This is a genomic window from Kineothrix alysoides (genome assembly GCF_000732725.1).
In the GTDB taxonomy this organism is placed as follows: Bacteria; Bacillota; Clostridia; order Lachnospirales; family Lachnospiraceae; genus Kineothrix; species Kineothrix alysoides.
Map to the genome: position 1 here is coordinate 746,200 of NZ_JPNB01000002.1, position 16,166 is coordinate 762,365.

The window sequence follows — 16,166 nt, forward strand, 5'->3', positions numbered from 1 at the left end:
ATCTCTTCTTTCGCTCTTATATTGTTATAGCTCGGTCCTTCCTTCCAAAGCACGAAGCAGCGTTACCTCATCGATGTACTCCAAGTCTCCGCCTACCGGCACCCCGCTGGCGATTCTGGTCACTCTTATTCCGACGGGCTTGATAAGCTTGCTAATATACATAGCCGTAGTCTCACCCTCCAAACTGGAGTTGGTAGCTATGATTACTTCCTCTACCTCGCCTTCCAGCCTCGCCATAAGCTCCTTCAGCTTAATATCGCTTGGTCCGATGCCGAGCATGGGGGAAATAGCGCCGTGAAGCACATGATATACTCCCTCGTATTTGCCTGTTTTCTCGTAAGCCGCCAGATCTCTGGTATTCTCTACGACCATAATGATGCCGTGGTTTCTTTTTCCATTTGCACACACAGGACATAATTCCTGGTCAGTCAGCGTAAAACAGTTCTGACAGTAGCGGACGTTCTCCTTTGCCTCCAATATGGTGTTCGCCAGCCGCTGAACTCTCTCCTTGGGCATATTGATCAAATGAAAAGCCAGCCTCCCCGCCGATTTCGCACCGATTCCCGGAAGTCCCGATAATTCATCGATTAATTTATTAATAGGTCCGCTGTATAGGTCCATTAGAACGGCAAGCCTCCTCCAAGACCTAAACCGCCGGTCATCTTATTCATTACTTCCGCATTCGCCTCTTCTGCCTGACGAAGCGCTTCGTTCGTTGCCGCAACAATCAAATCTTCCAACATCTCGATATCTTCAGGATCTACTACCTCCGCAGAAAGCTTCACCTTTGTGATTTCTTTTTTGCCCGTTACCGTAACTTCAACGGCCCCGCCGCCTGCTGCCGCGATGAACTCCTTCGTCTCCATTTCCTTCTGGTTTTCTTCCATCTGTCTTTGCATGCGCTGTGCCTGCTTCATCAGATTATTCATATTGCCCGGCATACCTCCGGAAAATCCTCCACGCTTTGCCATTTGCTTTCAATCCTCCTATTTTCAAATTATTCTTTATTCATTTTCTATTTCTATATCCATGTGAATGACCTGGCTCAGGTCGATATACGAATCTTCAAATTCTTTATCGCTTCCTATGCCTTGTACGTTCACTTCGATTTCTTTTTGTACCGCATCAGAAATGATGCGCTGCAACTGCTCCTTATTGTCCGGATTCTTCATCAGGTAGTCGGAGGCCAACCCGTCCGCCACCACTATTATCAGCTTGTTATCCCCTCCCAGACTCAGTCTGGCATCTTTGAGATAGGTCTTCATCGGCTGGTCCGTATTCATTACTATAGAGGGCCACCGTTCCACCACTGCTTTTACATCCTCCGGAACTGCCTTGGGCAGCTCTGCTTTTGCCCGTTTTATCTGCTCCGTCCGCCCTCTGTCCGGAACACCGGCACTTTGGGGCATTACTACGGTCACACCTTTTTCTACTTTATCCTCCAGCTCTCTCACCCGGCCGAGCAAGGACTGTTCATCCGTCTCCATGCTTGGCTTGCACAACTTGATAAGAGATATCTCTACCAATATCCTTTTCTGGGTCGCATAACGAAGCTTCCCTGAAAGCTCGGAAAAAATGCGGATATATCTTATAATTGTATCCATATCCGTCTTCTGTGCTTCTTCCTTCAGCCTTTCCAAATTTTCGCTGGACACATCTATAACGTCCTCAATGTCATCAGAAGTAAGCACCAAAAGAAGGTTTCTCAAATACCATGTAAAATCAGTCACGAACTGGGACAATTCCCTTCCTTGAATGACTATCTCTTCTAACAGCTCTATACAGCCGGATACGTTTCTATCCAGAACCTGTGCGAACAATCTGCTGAAAAATACAGTATCCACTGCACCAAGCACATCCAGCACCTTGTCATAGGTAAGCTCTTCGCCAAAATGAAAGGCAACACACTGGTCTAACAGACTTAAAGCGTCTCGCATGGAGCCATCCGCCGTCTTGGCGACGTAGCGAAGAGCCCTATCCTCTACTTGTACACCTTCTGCCTGCATCAGTTCCATCAGCCTGTCGGAAATTGTATCTATGGTAATTCTGCGAAAATCATATCTCTGGCATCTGGACAATATCGTTATCGGTATCTTATGGACTTCCGTGGTCGCCAGTATAAAAATGACGTAAGAGGGAGGTTCCTCCAGGGTCTTCAGCAAGGCATTGAAGGCTCCTATGGATAGCATATGAACCTCGTCGATAATATAAACCTTATATTTTCCTTCCGCGGGAGAGTAGGATACCTCATCTACGATTTCGCGGATGTTATCCACACCGTTATTAGAGGCAGCATCTATCTCGATAACGTTCATGCTGGCTCCCGATGCAATTGCCCTGCATAGGGCACATTCCCCGCAGGGGCTTGCATCCTTCGGGCTTTGGCAGTTTACCGCCCTGGCGAAAATCTTTGCCACCGAGGTTTTACCAGTTCCCCTCGTTCCACAGAAAAGATATGCATGACCGATGCGTTCTGCTTTTATTTGATTTTTCAGCGTGGTTACTATATGGTCCTGCCCCTTGACATCTTTAAAGCCCTTAGGCCGGAACTTGCGATATAACGCGGTATAAGACATAGTTTAATCTCCAAAGCTTATTCCCAACATTTTGGCTTCCTTGACGACGCCGGATTCAGGAGAAACCATCTTCAGCTTTCCCGCCACCTCTTCCAAAGGAACCTTTACTATTTCACGATTCTTGTAGCCTACCATACAGCCGTACTCTCCGTCCAAAACCATCTTGCCGGCTTCTGAGCCGAGGCGGCTTGCAAATACTCTGTCATATGGGCAGGGGCTTCCGCCGCGCTGCGTATGTCCGGGAACGGTAACGCGCACATCTTGGCCGGTTTTATCCTTGATTTGCTGCGCAATCTCGTAGGAAACAGAAGGGAATTTGTAATTTTTTAATTTTTCTTTATATTCTTTCTTCGACAGCTTGGAGTCTTCCTTGGAAATGGCGCCCTCCGCAACTGCTAAAATCGTAAATTTACGTCCGTTTTTACTTCTTTCTTCAATTTTATGAATTACCTTATCGATATCGTAAGGAATCTCGGGGATGAGGATAATATCAGCACCTCCGGCAATTCCGGCGTTCAACGTCAAAAATCCAACTTTATGTCCCATTACCTCCACGATAAATACCCGTCCATGGGAAGCTGCTGTTGTATGGATGCAATCGATGGCTTCTGTTGCGATATTAACAGCACTCTGAAAGCCGAAGGTCATGTCCGTCCCCCACAGATCGTTGTCGATGGTCTTGGGGAGGGTCACGACATTAAGCCCTTCCTCGCGCAGAAGATTGGCCGTCTTATGGGTTCCGTTTCCACCCAAAATTACGAGACAGTCCAGACGCAGCTTGTGATAGTTCTGTTTCATCGCATCCACTTTATCGATTCCGTTCTCATCCGGTTCTCTTATCTGCTTAAAAGGAGTTCTGGAACTTCCAAGTATTGTTCCGCCCTTAGTGAGTATTCCCGAAAAATCGGTACTGGCCAGCATACGGAAATTGCCGTAAATCAGCCCCTTATAGCCTTCTAAAAATCCGTAAATCTCTACTTGTTCTCCACTATTAAAAAGACATTTCCCCACTCCGCGCATTGCCGCGTTAAGAGCCTGACAATCTCCGCCGCTTGTTAGCATTCCAATTCTTTTCATCGGTCTTCCTCCATTAAAAATGTCTTGATTTTTCCGGGCCATTAAACAGTTCCGTATATTACGCATTTTATAGTAAACTTTCTATTTTGTCAAAAAATTTACTAAGCATCTTGCTAAAATAGAAAATATAATATAGAATAAAATCTGTTGAATTACAAACTGGAGATGTACCCAAGTGGCTGAAGGGTCCGGATTCGAAATCCGGTAGGTCGGTTCGCCGGCGCAAGGGTTCAAATCCCTTCATCTCCGTCATAATTTTAGTCAAAAAAAATGCCATGCGGTCAAAGCTGCATGGCATAAGGCTTTCTTAGGGGGAATACCTCGCCTGCCAATATCTTTGCCGCCCACGGATTTAAGACACAGAAAACCCTCCTGGGGATCTATACTGATTCGCGCGGAAAGGAGCTTTCCTCCATCCAGCAGACAATTGACGAGCAGACGATTTGCCACAAAATCAGCAAGTTCGAATGATAGATTATTGTCCGTTACCGTGACTGGATACATACTTTTCGAGTTGGATATAGTCTGTAATCTTATAATTTTTTCCTTCTTGAGTATTCCTTGATCGCAAAATTTTTTAATTATATATAAAACATGTCTATAGCTAACATTTAAATACTCAGATGCATCTGTATGAGAAATTGAGTAAATTCCGTTTTCTTCATATTGTATTATAAATTGAGCCAGTTTCTCAACCAAAGAATAATTCATGTATTCACTCATTCTGTAGCTTCTGGCTATCAATTTGTTTGCCAGATATTGAGCAAAATAGAATGATGTTTCGGCCGATGAATTACAATGCTTTTGCAGCATATCCAAATCAAACTCCAGACAATGAACTTCTTCTAAAACTTGATTTTCTTTTATGGTATCTTCATGAGTAAAAATCGAAATCTCTCCCAGCCAATCACCGCTGTTAAAAAAGTCCAATACAGACCTCTTTCCGTTATGGTGATCAATATATACCTTGTCCGCAAGCGGACAAAGTATGTTTATGCACACTCGCTCTGCTCGGCGCAGTATAATATTGTTAAAATATTATACCTTAACGATACCGCTAATAATGTAATAACATTGATTAACCGGCAGGTGCGTATGATAAATATGTGTACCTTTAGGGAAAACTTTGGGTTGCCCTAAAGTATATAGTTGAGGAAGTAATTCAATCATAATATGCCCCCTTCTTTGTGAAATTTATCATATTCTTTTAATTTGCTTTCTTGTATTATATATTTGGAGGTGAAAAAATGTCTATAAAAATAAAAAAGATATCAGTGTCTCTTATCATGTTTATATTGTTTGGATTTGGTATTTCATTACAGATTAAGTCGAATATTGGCCAAAGCATGCTCAATGCTTTAGCTCTTACGCTAACAGATGTATCAGCTGCAAAAATAGGCACATTTGTGATCGGTCTATTTCTTTCGTCAACCACATTAGGGATACTACTTGCAATTGGTATTATAAATTTTCCGTTGGAAGGCTTTTGTATCACATTAAGTAATCTATTTCACACGAAGCTTACTACAGTTCGATTTTCACTTGATGCATTTTTTTTTGGCATCATATTAATTTTGGTTGTATTCACACATGTTCCGTTTTATATTCGCGAGGGAACTATTATTAGTTTTATTTTGTTGTCCTATTTATTAGGTCAGTCATATAAATATGCCCAAAAGCTTAGTATTTCACAGTAAACAACTATATTGTATATCGCTCCCTATCTGCATCTGTTTGAAAAGTCAGACGGAATATGGCTGAAAGAGCAACAATAAATTGAGGGCATTTGTTTTTATCCTGATGTGCAGCATGAAGGGGGTCGAAATATATGTAAAATATGAAAGGTGTTCTGGAAAATCAAAATTGGGAAAAGCTGATTATTTATTGCGCGTATATATAAGCAGTAATTTTGTTTGAATTTGAAATGGAGGTTTTGATGAATAACAGTAAAATTATTGAAAATAACAAATCCTATTGGGATGCAAATGCTGATTTTTGGTTTGGAACAACCGCGCTTCCAGAATATGGAGTGAAATTTGTAACAGAAGATGATTTACATTTGTTTGGAGATGTCTCTGGCAAGAAGATGTTAGAAATATGTTGTGGTAGTGGACATTCATTAAAGTATCATGCAGATAGAAATGCAGGCGAACTTTGGGGTGTAGATTTATCCCCAAAACAGCTCAATAATGCGAAAAAGTTTTTATCTGAAAACGGATACACAGCAAATCTTATATGTTCCCCTATGGAAGCAGAACTTGATGTCCCTAAGAACTATTTTGATTATGTATATTCGATTTATGGAATAGGTTGGACAACTGATTTACAGGGTACTTTTGATAATATAGCTTCTTACTTAAGGAAAGACGGGATTTTTATTTTTAGTTGGCATCATACATTGAATTATTGTGTAGCGTGGTCTTGTTCTGAACGCAAAGATATTATTGAAAATGATAAATTAGTTTTCAGTAAAAGCTATTTTGATGAATCGTATTTTACAATGCCTGTTGATAATAGTGAAATAATTTTATGTAATCGTAAAATATCAACATATGTTAATGCTTTGGCTAAGGCTGGATTTGTTATTGAACAGATGATTGAACAAAACGACAGCGCAACAATGGAATCAACGGAAGATATAAGCGATAAGACAAAGAAAGCAAAAATGGTACCTATTTCGCTATGCTTTAAGGCAAGAAAGCTATAATACGAAAACGACAAATTCGGATTTATTGCCTGTCTGCCCGGTACTATTTAACCTAACTGAAAAATCTTTTTTCCACTATTATTCCATAAGGAGACGTCAATATTGTTACAATGTTAACGCACAAAAAAGTCCAGTGTTACCGGGCTTTTTTGTGTTTTAGGGCAAAGCAATACCACGCCGAACAACGATTTTTTCTTTTCCGCTTGTGCAGCGGGTATGTTGGCCTATCGACTGAGTTCAGTAATGTTTCTATGCTTCAAAGATGTGATTAGGTAACAAGTCATTTAAACTAATGATTTTACTGCCTTTACTTTCATAATAACGCAGCATTTCGTCAATTTTCCTTTTATCATAACTGGTAACGCAATCTGATAGAACATTAACACCATAATTTGCTTTACGTAAGTTGTAACAGGTTGATTTAACACAAGCGACAGCATCTGCTCCTGCTATATAGAAATCACATATTTCATTTTTACTAATAAAGTCTGTAAATTCTTCACTGGTTAATACGTTTCCTTTGCATTTTGTAAAAACATTTTCTGATACTATTTTCAAGTCTGAAGCTAATTCCGACCCATGTGTATTGGGTTTAAAAGTCCTCGTGCCATCTGATAAATTTTCATGCCTTATATAAATAACATGAATATTATTATTGACTGCCCAATCAATAGCTTTATTGATATTGTCAATAATATTCTTGTAATTCTTTGTTATGTCATTTTGAATATCAATTATTACTAAGGCTTTTTTCTGCATATTGTCTCCTCCTGACCGGTAGATGAATGTTACTGTGAACGGAGTGAACAGTAACAGATTGATTTGTTTGCTTTTTTATTGTACCATTCAATTGTTGACATCATTATGGCAACAATCTATGATGAAAAAAAGAAATTTTGAAAGGCGGCTATCAGATGAAAGTCGACAGGCTTGTTAGCATTATTATGATACTCCTTGATAAAAAGCGTATAGGAGCACAGGAGTTAGCAGATATGTTTGAAGTTTCACCCCGCACAATCTACCGCGACATAGACACTATCAACATGGCGGGTATTCCTGTTCGCGGGGCATCGGGAGTGGGCGGTGGCTTTGAAATTATGCAGAACTACAAGATTGATAGAAAGGTTTTTTCGACTGCCGACCTTTCCGCTATCTTGATGGGGCTTTCCGGTCTTTCCAGCATGATACGAGGTGATGAACTGGTAAATGCCCTTGCGAAAGTCAAAAGTTTTATCCCCGCCGACAAAGCGAAAGACATTGAATTAAAAGCAAATCAAATATATATAGATTTAAGTCCGTGGATGGGCAACAGGAACATACAACCATATTTAGAGATTATCAAAACAGCTTTACAGGAAAGCAAGCTGCTTTCGTTTGAATATGCAGACCGCCACGGAAATAGAACTGCACGAACAGCCGAGCCGTATCAGCTTGTATTGAAAAGCAGTCATTGGTATTTGCAAGGATATTGCCATAAAAGAAATGATTTCCGCTTATTCAGACTATCCCGCATATCAAACCTGCAAATACAAGAGGAATTTTTTACGCCACGGGATTATCAAAAACCGCAGTTAGATTTTGCTAATATTTTGGCAACTATGCAAATACAAATCAAAATTCGTATTCATAAGTCTGCCATGGACAGGGTACTTGATTATTGTACTTATGAACACTTTTCACCAGACGGTGATGAGCATTACATTGTTAGTTTTCCTTTCATAGAGAACGAATACTACTACAATATTCTTTTCAGTTTCGGAGATAAATGCGAGTGTTTAGAGCCGTTACATATCCGCACAGAAATGAAGCGCAGGATACATGATATAGCTGCCTTATACGAAAACTAGAACAAGGTGTTGCGATTTAAATTTGAGAAATGCACCCGCAACAGATTTGCCCTGCCGCCATCCGTTTCACTCCGGAAGGCGGCGGGGCCTTTTTGTTTGCCATCTTCCACGGACATAAGTAATGCATAAACACATGACTCGATATTATTCGTTCTATCGTATATAATATGTAGTAATAACTTATGCAAAGGAGATGAGGTTATGAAATACATCACGCCAAAAGAAGCCGGTGAGAAATGGGGAATCTCCGACCGACGCATACAGCTTCTGTGTAAGCAAGGCCGCATTGAGGGCGTGTACCGGCTGGGCTGGACATGGGCTATTCCGGAGAACGCGGAAAAGCCAGCGGACGGCAGACTTAAAAAACAACCTGATTGAATTTTATAAAGTTTAAGGTAACTGAAAGGTAATGTTAAGCCAATATTAAAGTTCGATTGGATAAACTGAAAGGTTCGGCTGTTATGATAGCTTTACAGCCCGGAGATGAAAAATAAACAAGGAGGGATAAACCGTGAACCAAACCATTCTTATTGTGGATGACGAAAAAGAAATCCGTGAGCTTCTGCGGCTGTATATTGAAAAGGACGGGTATTCTACGGTACAGGCCGAGAACGGATTAGAGGCGCTTAAACAGGCCGACTCCGCGCAAATTGATCTGGCCATCATCGACATTATGATGCCGGAGCTTGACGGCTACCAGCTTATCAAAGCCTTGCGGGAACGTGGGAATCTTCCCATTATCGTCTTGAGTGCGAAAACGGAAAACCACGAAAAAATCTTGGGGCTTGATCTCGGAGCCGATGATTATGTAACAAAACCTTTTGACCCTCTGGAAGTGATTGCCCGAATCAGAGCAAGACTGCGCCGCCATGGCGCACAGACGGCGGATTCCAGCGCGGCTTTGCTGACAGTGGGCGGGTTGACGCTGGATACCTCTGCTTGCAGCCTGCACTCCGACAATGAAAGTATACAGCTCACCGCCACAGAATTTAACATGATGAAGCTGTTTATGCAGAGCCCCGGCCGCGTATTTACCAAACAGCAGATATATGATGCCGCATGGCAGGAAGCGGCCGCCGTTGACGACAATACGGTGATGGTCGCCATCAGCAAGCTACGCGGCAAGCTTACCGGCGATTGCGGGGTGTCCATCGGGACAGTTCGTGGGCTGGGGTATCGGTTGGAGGCGCAAAGATGAAGCGAAGACACAGCATACTGAGAACCGTTGTGCTTCGGTTTATCGGCTATTTCCTCGGAATTGAGATTGTCATATCTATATTTGAAGATATATTTAATGCTCTTGTGTATGGCGCTGAAATTGATTTCCCATATGACGGAATCCCCGGTATAGCAGCCGGTATGGAACCGCGCCAAATCGCACTGGTTATTTTATGGGGGCTGGTGCAATTGGCAGTATACTGTGTGGGAATTGCCCTTTTTGCGCGTAGTATAAGCCGCAAAGTTTCTTATCCTGCCGGGCGCATGGCAGAGGGCTTTAGTGAGGTTTCAAATGGCAATTTAAACATCTTGCTGGATTTTGAAACAGAAACCGAGTTCAAAGAAATGCGAGATGCCTTCAACCACATGACACGTAAACTCAAAGACTACGAAGAAAAACGCATGGCTATGGAAAACGAGCGGATGCGACTTTTCTCGCATATCGCCCATGATTTGAAAACTCCAATGACGACAATTACCGGATATGCCGGCGCTCTGGCAAGCGGCATGGTGGATGATGCGGATAAGCAACGGGAGTACCACATGGCAATCAAAGCAAAATCAGACCAAATGAACGCATTGGTTGACCAACTGCTTTCTTATTCCAAACTGGGCGCGCCGCAGTATCAAATGAAACTGGCTTCCGCCGATATAGCAGAACTGCTTCGCGTGGCTTGCGCCTCTCTCTTCGGCGAAATAGAGAATAAGCAGATGGAACTTAACCTGCTGCTGCCCGAAGAACCTGTATTTCTCAAAATAGATTCACTGGAAATGAGCCGCGCCATCGGCAATCTCCTGACAAATGCGATTCGTCATAACCCGGCGGGCACTCTGCTGTCTGTGAGCCTGACGGAAGAATATGAACATATCATCATTCAAATTGCGGACAGCGGCGTGATTATCCCTGAAGCAATTGCCGGAAATTTGTTCGAACCCTTTATTTCCGGCAGCGATTCAAGAAGCTCGGGCAGCGGAACGGGACTGGGGCTTGCCATTGTGAAAAAGGTGGCGGAGCAGCATTCCGGCGAGGTCTTTGTGTCGGACACTATCGCACCCTACACAAAGATGTTTGTTTTACGCTTGCCCAAAAATAAGAAAAGCGGAGGTAGAAATGTATAGTAATTTCATTAAGAACGACATACGCAAAAGCAAGCTGATTACCGCAACAATCACAGCATTTATCCTGATTGCGGCTATGCTCACCGCTTTGGCAGCTTCGCTAACCGTAAATTTATCAGGCGCTGTTGATAATATACTGCTCTCGGCAAAGGCAATCCATTTTATACAGATGCACACCGGCGATGTGGATATGGAACAACTTCGGAACTTCGCCGCCGACCAAGAGTCTGTGGAGGATTATCAGGTACTGCCGTTTCTTAACATCGACGGTGCCGAAATTGTGATTGGAGACAACTCCCTTGCTGACAGTGTACAGGACAACGGCTTTTCCATACAGAGCGAGAAATTCGATTTCCTGCTCGGCTTAGACAACAAAATCATCAGCCCCTCAAACGGCGAAATTTATTTCCCCATTTACTATATGCAGGAAGGTAATGCAAAGCTCGGCGACAAGGTTACTATTCATGGCGTGGATTTTACCGTGGCGGGATTCTTGCGGGATTCCACAATGAACGCAGCGCTTGTGTCCTCCAAACGATTCCTTGTGAGCGAAGCTGACTTTGAAAGAATCCTGGAGTTCGGGCAACTGGAACAGCTCATAGAGTTTCGGTTATGTGACGGCGTTTCCTACGCGGATTTTGAGACCGCCTATCTCGATGCGGGACTTCCGGCAAACGGCCCGCCCGCCATCACATATGCGCAAATAAGGCTGGTGAACGGCCTCACGGACGGCATCATGATCGGCGTACTGGCACTGATTGTCATACTGGTAATTATCGTGGCGTTTTTGTGCATCCGCTTTACGCTGCTAGCGAAAATTGAGGAGGATTACAGGGAAATCGGCGTGTTAAAGGCCGTTGGAATGCGGGTGAGCAGCATCAAAAAACTCTACCTCGCAAAATACAGCGTCATCGCCGGAATAGCCTGCATGCTCGGATTCCTGCTCTCCGTTCCGCTCTCAGAGCCATTCAAGCAAAACATCCGCCTATACATGGGCGAAAGCGATCGTCAGACATTCCTGTTGGGCTTACTTTGCGGCTTTGTCGGCGCAGCGGCGATTTACGGCGTAGTTTTGATGTATGTAAACGGTGTGCTGCGGCGCTTTCGGAAAATATCTGCAGCGCAAGCGGTCAGGTTCGGCTCACCCCGGGAAAAATCAAAATCGGCGAGAGGCTTCCTGCTGAGTAACAACCGGATTTTTCCCCGGAATGTTTTTCTCGGAATCAAGGATATTCTTACCCGCAAGAAGCTCTATGTGACAATGCTGACGGTGCTGATTATCTCATCTTTTATTATGGTTGTGCCGCAGAACATCTATAATACAATTTCGGCAAAGAGCTTCATCACCTACATGGGCATGGGGATATGTGACGCTACTTTGTATATTAAACCCACACAGGCGGAGGACGTCACCCAAAAGGGCACGGAAGCGGCAAATTCACTGGCAACAGACGAAAATGTGGAAAAGTACACCATGATAACTACCAAAATGTTTGATATGAAAGTGGACGACGGCTCTACGCAGAAGCTGAGGGTGAGCTTGGGCGACCATACGGCCTATCCCATTACCTATACGCAGGGAACGGTTCCACAAACAGCATCGGAGATCGCCATTTCAACCTTGTACGCAGACGACCTCGCAAAAACCATTGGTGATGAAATCGTCTTAACAGTTGACGGTGCTGATAAGCGGCTGACGGTCAGCGGGGTTTACTCCGACATTACCAGCGGCGGCAGGACGGCGCAAGCCATTTTTGAGACCAGCTCCGGGGATATGTTGTCGGTCGGTATCCCAATCACATTCCGAACGGGTGCAGACTCTGAAGCAATCATAGCGCAGTATAAAGGGCAATTCCCTTTCGCTAAAGTCTACGGCGTTGAGGAAAATATCAGCCAGATGTTCGGCCCAATGATAAGTTCGGTTAAGATGGCTTCATATGCCGCGATAGGGGTAACAGTTCTTCTCACCGTACTGGTCACGGTGCTGTTTATGAAGATGCTGGTGGCCAAAGACCGCTATTCCATCGCAATTCTGAAATCAATGGGCTTCACAAGCGAGGGTATTCGCAGGCAATATCTGACACGCTCCGTAATTGTGTTAGCGCTGGGCGTTATCATCGGAACGATTATGGCTAACACGCTCGGCGAGTACGTTGGCGTTGCGATTGTATCCGCATTCGGCGCGACCGCTTTCAACTTTGTGGTCAACCCGTTCTTCGCCTACATGGTTTCCCCGCTGTTGATTGCGACATGTGTGTATATCGCCACATTACTGGGCGTATCAGACATCCGCCCGCTCAAAATTTCCGAACACATTAAGGAGGCATAAGTCATGGAAAACATCGTTACCGGAAAAAACATCATAAAAATCTTTGGAAAAGGCGTTGAACAGGCAAAGGCGCTCGATATGGTAAATGTTGAAATTACAAAAGGTGAATTTGTCGCCGTTATGGGCCCGTCAGGCTCTGGAAAATCCACCCTGTTGTTCGCGCTTTCCGGTATGGATAATATATCGGACGGGTCGGTGAAGTTCGGCGATACTGAGCTTTCTAAACTCCGGGAAAATGAACTTGCGGATGTACGCCGTACGAAAATGGGCTTTATCTTTCAGCAGCCCACTATGCTGAAAAATCTGAACCTCTTGGATAACATCATCCTCCCCGCCGTTGGGGACGGCAAAAAGGATACTGTGTCCCTGGGGCAAAGGGCAAAGGCACTGATGCGTAAAACAGGAATTGATGGGCTTGAAAAAAGGGATATCACCGAAGTTTCAGGTGGGCAGCTTCAGCGGGCCGGTATCTGCCGCGCACTGATAAACTCGCCGGAAATCCTTTTTGCCGACGAACCGACAGGTGCGCTTAATTCCAAATCGGCCGAGGAAATCATGGGGTTGCTGGTAGGCATCAACAGGGAAGGCACCTCGATTCTGCTGGTAACCCACGACGCGAAGATTGCAGCCCACGCCGACAGAATTTTGTTTACGAAAGACGGAAATATCGTCTCCGAGCTCCTGCTGCAAAAATTCAACGGGAAGGATATGGAGGCAAAAACCGAAAAGGTACTCGCACAGATGGCTGCTGTAGGGATTTAGGTACAGGAAGCAGCAATGGAATACAATTGCAGATAATTGGTTTGGCATAAAAGCATTACCTACACATGGTGTCTATCACGGAGATAACGGAGCGGATGTGCCTTGGGGAATTTATTATACTCATGAAATTGACATGATCCCCTCTGCATTTTCGCTATTTTATTAAATCATCATTCTTTCTAACCGTGCCCCTAAACGGCTTAACAGCTCATTCGTGATTGTTTTTGTTTGTTCCGCCAGGTCATAGGCTGTTATTTCAGAGTTGCCGGATTTTCCAATTACAACGGCAATATCCCCACTCGTGACATTAGGAATATCAGATATATCAACTAATGTTTGGTCCATACAGATACGGCCTACAATTGGTGCTTCACAACCGTTTATTAAGACTTTTCCATTTCCGCAGGACAATGAACGAGGTAAGCCATCAGCATATCCGATTGCAAGGACAGCGATTTTTTTATCCCGGTTGGCAGTATACTGTAAACCATATCCGGCGTTTTCTCCCTTGAATAAATCTTTTACCGACGCCACTCTTGCTTTAACAGAAAGTACAGGGCGTAAATCTATAGTACTATTAAGCATATCTTCACGATTACTAAGCACCCCATAAAGCGCAATTCCAATTCTCGCATAATCTCCCGATAATTCAGGATAATTTAACAATCCATAGCTTGCTTGCAAGTGTATTTTAGGACAACTATAGCCACGCTCTTTTAGCCTGGAAATCACTTCAAGAAAAATCGTTCCCTGTTTCATAGTAAAGGCCTTTTGCTGCGTCATGGTATTATCAGCAGCGCATAAATGAGTATAAGCACCTTCTACAATAAGATTTTTACAGTGAAAGATATTACAAATATCATCCATTTTTTCGCTGCGTTCGCCTAAACGGTGCATGCCTGTATCAATTTTTAAATGTACTTTGATTTTTTTACCATAAGCATTTAGTATCTTTGCATATGCATAATCAATTACAGTCTGAATTAAGCGATATTTTCTCAATAAAAAAAACTGTTGGGGGCAGGTATATCCTAAAATTAAAATTTTCCCTTTTATACCATTACGCCGGAGTTCTACCCCCTCTAAAACAGTAGCCACGCAAAAACAGTGAACACCTAAAGAATTTAATTCCTTTGATACTAAAACAGCACCGTGGCCGTAAGCGTCAGCTTTTACTGCCGCCATCAGCTGGCAGCCGGACGGTAACAAATTGTATAGTTCGTTGACGTTATGGCGCAGGTTTTGGGAATTAAGTTCAATCCATGCGCGTCCCTCTCGATAAGGATACTGGGCATTTGCTGAAATAAGATTTCCAGTATAAAAACGATGCTGCGGTAAAACTACAGTCTTCATTTATTCACTGCCCGTTCAATCGCTGTTGAGATAATCTGCTCAAGTGACATACCGGCAGCTTTCAGCATATTAGGAAAACGACTATGAACTGTAAATCCGGGGATTGTATTTACCTCGTTAAATACAATTGTTCCGGAAGCAGACAAAAACATATCAACTCGCCCAAATCCCTGGCAACCTAATGCCTTGAAAATTGTTTTTGCCGTTCTCTTCATCTTTTCTGCTGTCACAGCGTCTATTCGTGCGGGAACATGAATAGCAGACGTTTTCAGCGTATATTTTTCAGTAAAGCTGAAGAATCCGTCTGCAAGTTCTATTTCATCTACTTCACCAATAATCAGGTTATTATCTTTGTTTTCTAAAACGGCGCAGCCTACCTCAAAACCAGAAATGCACTCTTCAATAATGACCCTTTCATCATACTCAAAGGCTAACTTTATAGCCGCCGGAAAGTCATGGCGGTTTGTTACTTTCGTAATGCCGTAAGATGATCCTGCCCTTACCGGCTTTACAAACTGGGGATATCCTATCCGTTCTGCTTGTATAAAGGCCTCTTCTTCGTCCATATTCTTTTCAAGAACAAAAGAAATTGGAACAGATATTCCCGCCGCACGAACGAGCTTATGTGCTATATCCTTGTCCATGCACAACGCAGAAGAAAGAGTACCGCAGCCTGCAATGGGAATACCCGCAAGTTCAAACACCCCCTGCACCGTTCCGTCCTCACCGTTTTTTCCATGCAAGACGGGAAAAGCCACATCAATATGAACTTTTTCAATTTTGTTATTTTCAAACATAAGCAAATCATGTTCAGCTCTATTAAGCGATACCATTACGGGGGTGCAATCAAAAGTATTACACCATGTATCTGCTGTTATTTTTTCAATATCACCATCAAACTTAAACCAATTCCCTTTTGATGAAATACCTATCAATATGGGAGTGTATTTTTCCTTATTCATGTGGCTGATTACCGCATAAGCAGATTCAAGCGACACGCTGTATTCTGATGAACAACCGCCAAAAATAACTGCAATATTTTGGCGTAATTGCGGACAACGCTTTAGAAGTTTTTTATTCACGCTTTCCTTGAAATCTTTTGAAGTTGCAATATCTTCCGCTGCCTTTTGTAACGCAGTTTCAGTTTCTTTTCTAAAATTATTTTCCAAGTTCATTGA

16 protein-coding genes and 1 tRNA gene are annotated in these 16,166 nt (G+C 43.3%); 9 read left to right on the plus strand and 8 right to left on the minus strand.

Annotated elements, in window-relative coordinates; translation table 11 throughout:
• Positions 1 to 24: 24 nt before the first annotated feature.
• Genes recR through CC90_RS0114340 form a run of 4 tightly spaced genes read right to left on the minus strand, consistent with a single transcriptional unit; the run spans position 25 to position 3,653 of the window.
• On the minus strand, positions 25 to 621 hold the full coding sequence (gene recR, locus CC90_RS0114325) for a recombination mediator RecR (RefSeq protein WP_031391446.1): 597 nt from the start codon (positions 619 to 621) through the stop codon (positions 25 to 27).
• Positions 621 to 971, minus strand: coding sequence for a YbaB/EbfC family nucleoid-associated protein (locus CC90_RS0114330; protein WP_031391447.1), 351 nt, complete (start codon positions 969 to 971; stop codon positions 621 to 623). The genes recR and CC90_RS0114330 overlap by 1 nt, the downstream gene beginning before the upstream one ends.
• A 33-nt stretch (positions 972 to 1,004) precedes the next feature.
• On the minus strand, positions 1,005 to 2,576 hold the full coding sequence (gene dnaX / locus CC90_RS0114335; RefSeq protein ID WP_031391448.1) for a DNA polymerase III subunit gamma/tau: 1,572 nt from the start codon (positions 2,574 to 2,576) through the stop codon (positions 1,005 to 1,007).
• Between the two features lie 3 nt (positions 2,577 to 2,579).
• Positions 2,580 to 3,653: a 6-phosphofructokinase gene (locus CC90_RS0114340; RefSeq protein ID WP_031391449.1), complete on the minus strand. Its 1,074-nt coding sequence runs from the start codon at positions 3,651 to 3,653 to the stop codon at positions 2,580 to 2,582.
• 161 nt (positions 3,654 to 3,814) lie between these two features.
• Between CC90_RS0114340 and CC90_RS0114345 the strand changes: the two genes are divergently transcribed.
• Positions 3,815 to 3,902, plus strand: a tRNA-Ser gene (locus CC90_RS0114345).
• Positions 3,903 to 3,914: 12 nt separating this feature from the next.
• On the opposite strand, the gene CC90_RS24660 is transcribed toward CC90_RS0114345, so the two are convergent.
• Complete coding sequence (locus CC90_RS24660) at positions 3,915 to 4,583, minus strand: hypothetical protein (protein WP_132038541.1); 669 nt, start codon at positions 4,581 to 4,583, stop codon at positions 3,915 to 3,917.
• Between the two features lie 317 nt (positions 4,584 to 4,900).
• Between CC90_RS24660 and CC90_RS0114355 the strand changes: the two genes are divergently transcribed.
• Both CC90_RS0114355 and CC90_RS0114360 read left to right on the plus strand, forming a co-directional pair.
• Positions 4,901 to 5,350, plus strand: a complete 450-nt coding sequence (locus CC90_RS0114355) for a hypothetical protein (protein ID WP_031391451.1) — start codon at positions 4,901 to 4,903, stop codon at positions 5,348 to 5,350.
• Between the two features lie 239 nt (positions 5,351 to 5,589).
• Entirely contained in the window at positions 5,590 to 6,360 is a 771-nt protein-coding gene (locus CC90_RS0114360) for a class I SAM-dependent methyltransferase (RefSeq protein ID WP_031391452.1), read from the plus strand.
• Positions 6,361 to 6,609: 249 nt separating this feature from the next.
• Here the strand turns inward: CC90_RS0114360 and CC90_RS0114365 are convergent, their stop codons facing one another.
• Entirely contained in the window at positions 6,610 to 7,119 is a 510-nt protein-coding gene (locus CC90_RS0114365; RefSeq protein WP_031391453.1) for a cysteine hydrolase family protein, read from the minus strand.
• 155 nt (positions 7,120 to 7,274) lie between these two features.
• On the opposite strand from CC90_RS0114365, the gene CC90_RS0114370 reads away from it, so the two are divergent.
• The 6 genes from CC90_RS0114370 (at position 7,275) to CC90_RS0114395 (ending at position 13,635) form a co-directional block, all read left to right on the plus strand.
• Positions 7,275 to 8,207: a helix-turn-helix transcriptional regulator gene (locus CC90_RS0114370; RefSeq protein WP_031391454.1), complete on the plus strand. Its 933-nt coding sequence runs from the start codon at positions 7,275 to 7,277 to the stop codon at positions 8,205 to 8,207.
• 201 nt (positions 8,208 to 8,408) lie between these two features.
• On the plus strand, positions 8,409 to 8,585 hold the full coding sequence (locus tag CC90_RS23765) for a MerR family transcriptional regulator (RefSeq protein ID WP_081906014.1): 177 nt from the start codon (positions 8,409 to 8,411) through the stop codon (positions 8,583 to 8,585).
• Between the two features lie 133 nt (positions 8,586 to 8,718).
• The gene (locus tag CC90_RS0114380; protein WP_031391455.1) at positions 8,719 to 9,405 is read left to right on the plus strand and encodes a response regulator transcription factor; all 687 of its coding nucleotides are present in this window, start codon (positions 8,719 to 8,721) and stop codon (positions 9,403 to 9,405) included.
• Positions 9,402 to 10,544, plus strand: coding sequence for a HAMP domain-containing sensor histidine kinase (locus CC90_RS0114385; RefSeq protein ID WP_031391456.1), 1,143 nt, complete (start codon positions 9,402 to 9,404; stop codon positions 10,542 to 10,544). Before CC90_RS0114380 ends, CC90_RS0114385 begins: the two co-directional genes overlap by 4 nt.
• The gene (locus tag CC90_RS0114390; RefSeq protein WP_242843312.1) at positions 10,495 to 12,873 is read left to right on the plus strand and encodes an ABC transporter permease; all 2,379 of its coding nucleotides are present in this window, start codon (positions 10,495 to 10,497) and stop codon (positions 12,871 to 12,873) included. The genes CC90_RS0114385 and CC90_RS0114390 overlap by 50 nt, the downstream gene beginning before the upstream one ends.
• 3 nt (positions 12,874 to 12,876) lie before the next feature.
• Positions 12,877 to 13,635, plus strand: coding sequence for an ABC transporter ATP-binding protein (locus CC90_RS0114395; protein WP_031391458.1), 759 nt, complete (start codon positions 12,877 to 12,879; stop codon positions 13,633 to 13,635).
• Positions 13,636 to 13,797: 162 nt separating this feature from the next.
• Here CC90_RS0114395 and vanT read toward each other — a convergent pair whose 3' ends face one another.
• Complete coding sequence (vanT, locus tag CC90_RS0114400) at positions 13,798 to 14,988, minus strand: serine racemase VanT catalytic subunit (RefSeq protein ID WP_081906015.1); 1,191 nt, start codon at positions 14,986 to 14,988, stop codon at positions 13,798 to 13,800.
• Complete coding sequence (gene vanG / locus CC90_RS0114405; RefSeq protein WP_081906016.1) at positions 14,985 to 16,163, minus strand: D-alanine--D-serine ligase VanG; 1,179 nt, start codon at positions 16,161 to 16,163, stop codon at positions 14,985 to 14,987. The genes vanT and vanG overlap by 4 nt, the downstream gene beginning before the upstream one ends.
• Between the last annotated feature and the right edge of the window lie 3 nt (positions 16,164 to 16,166).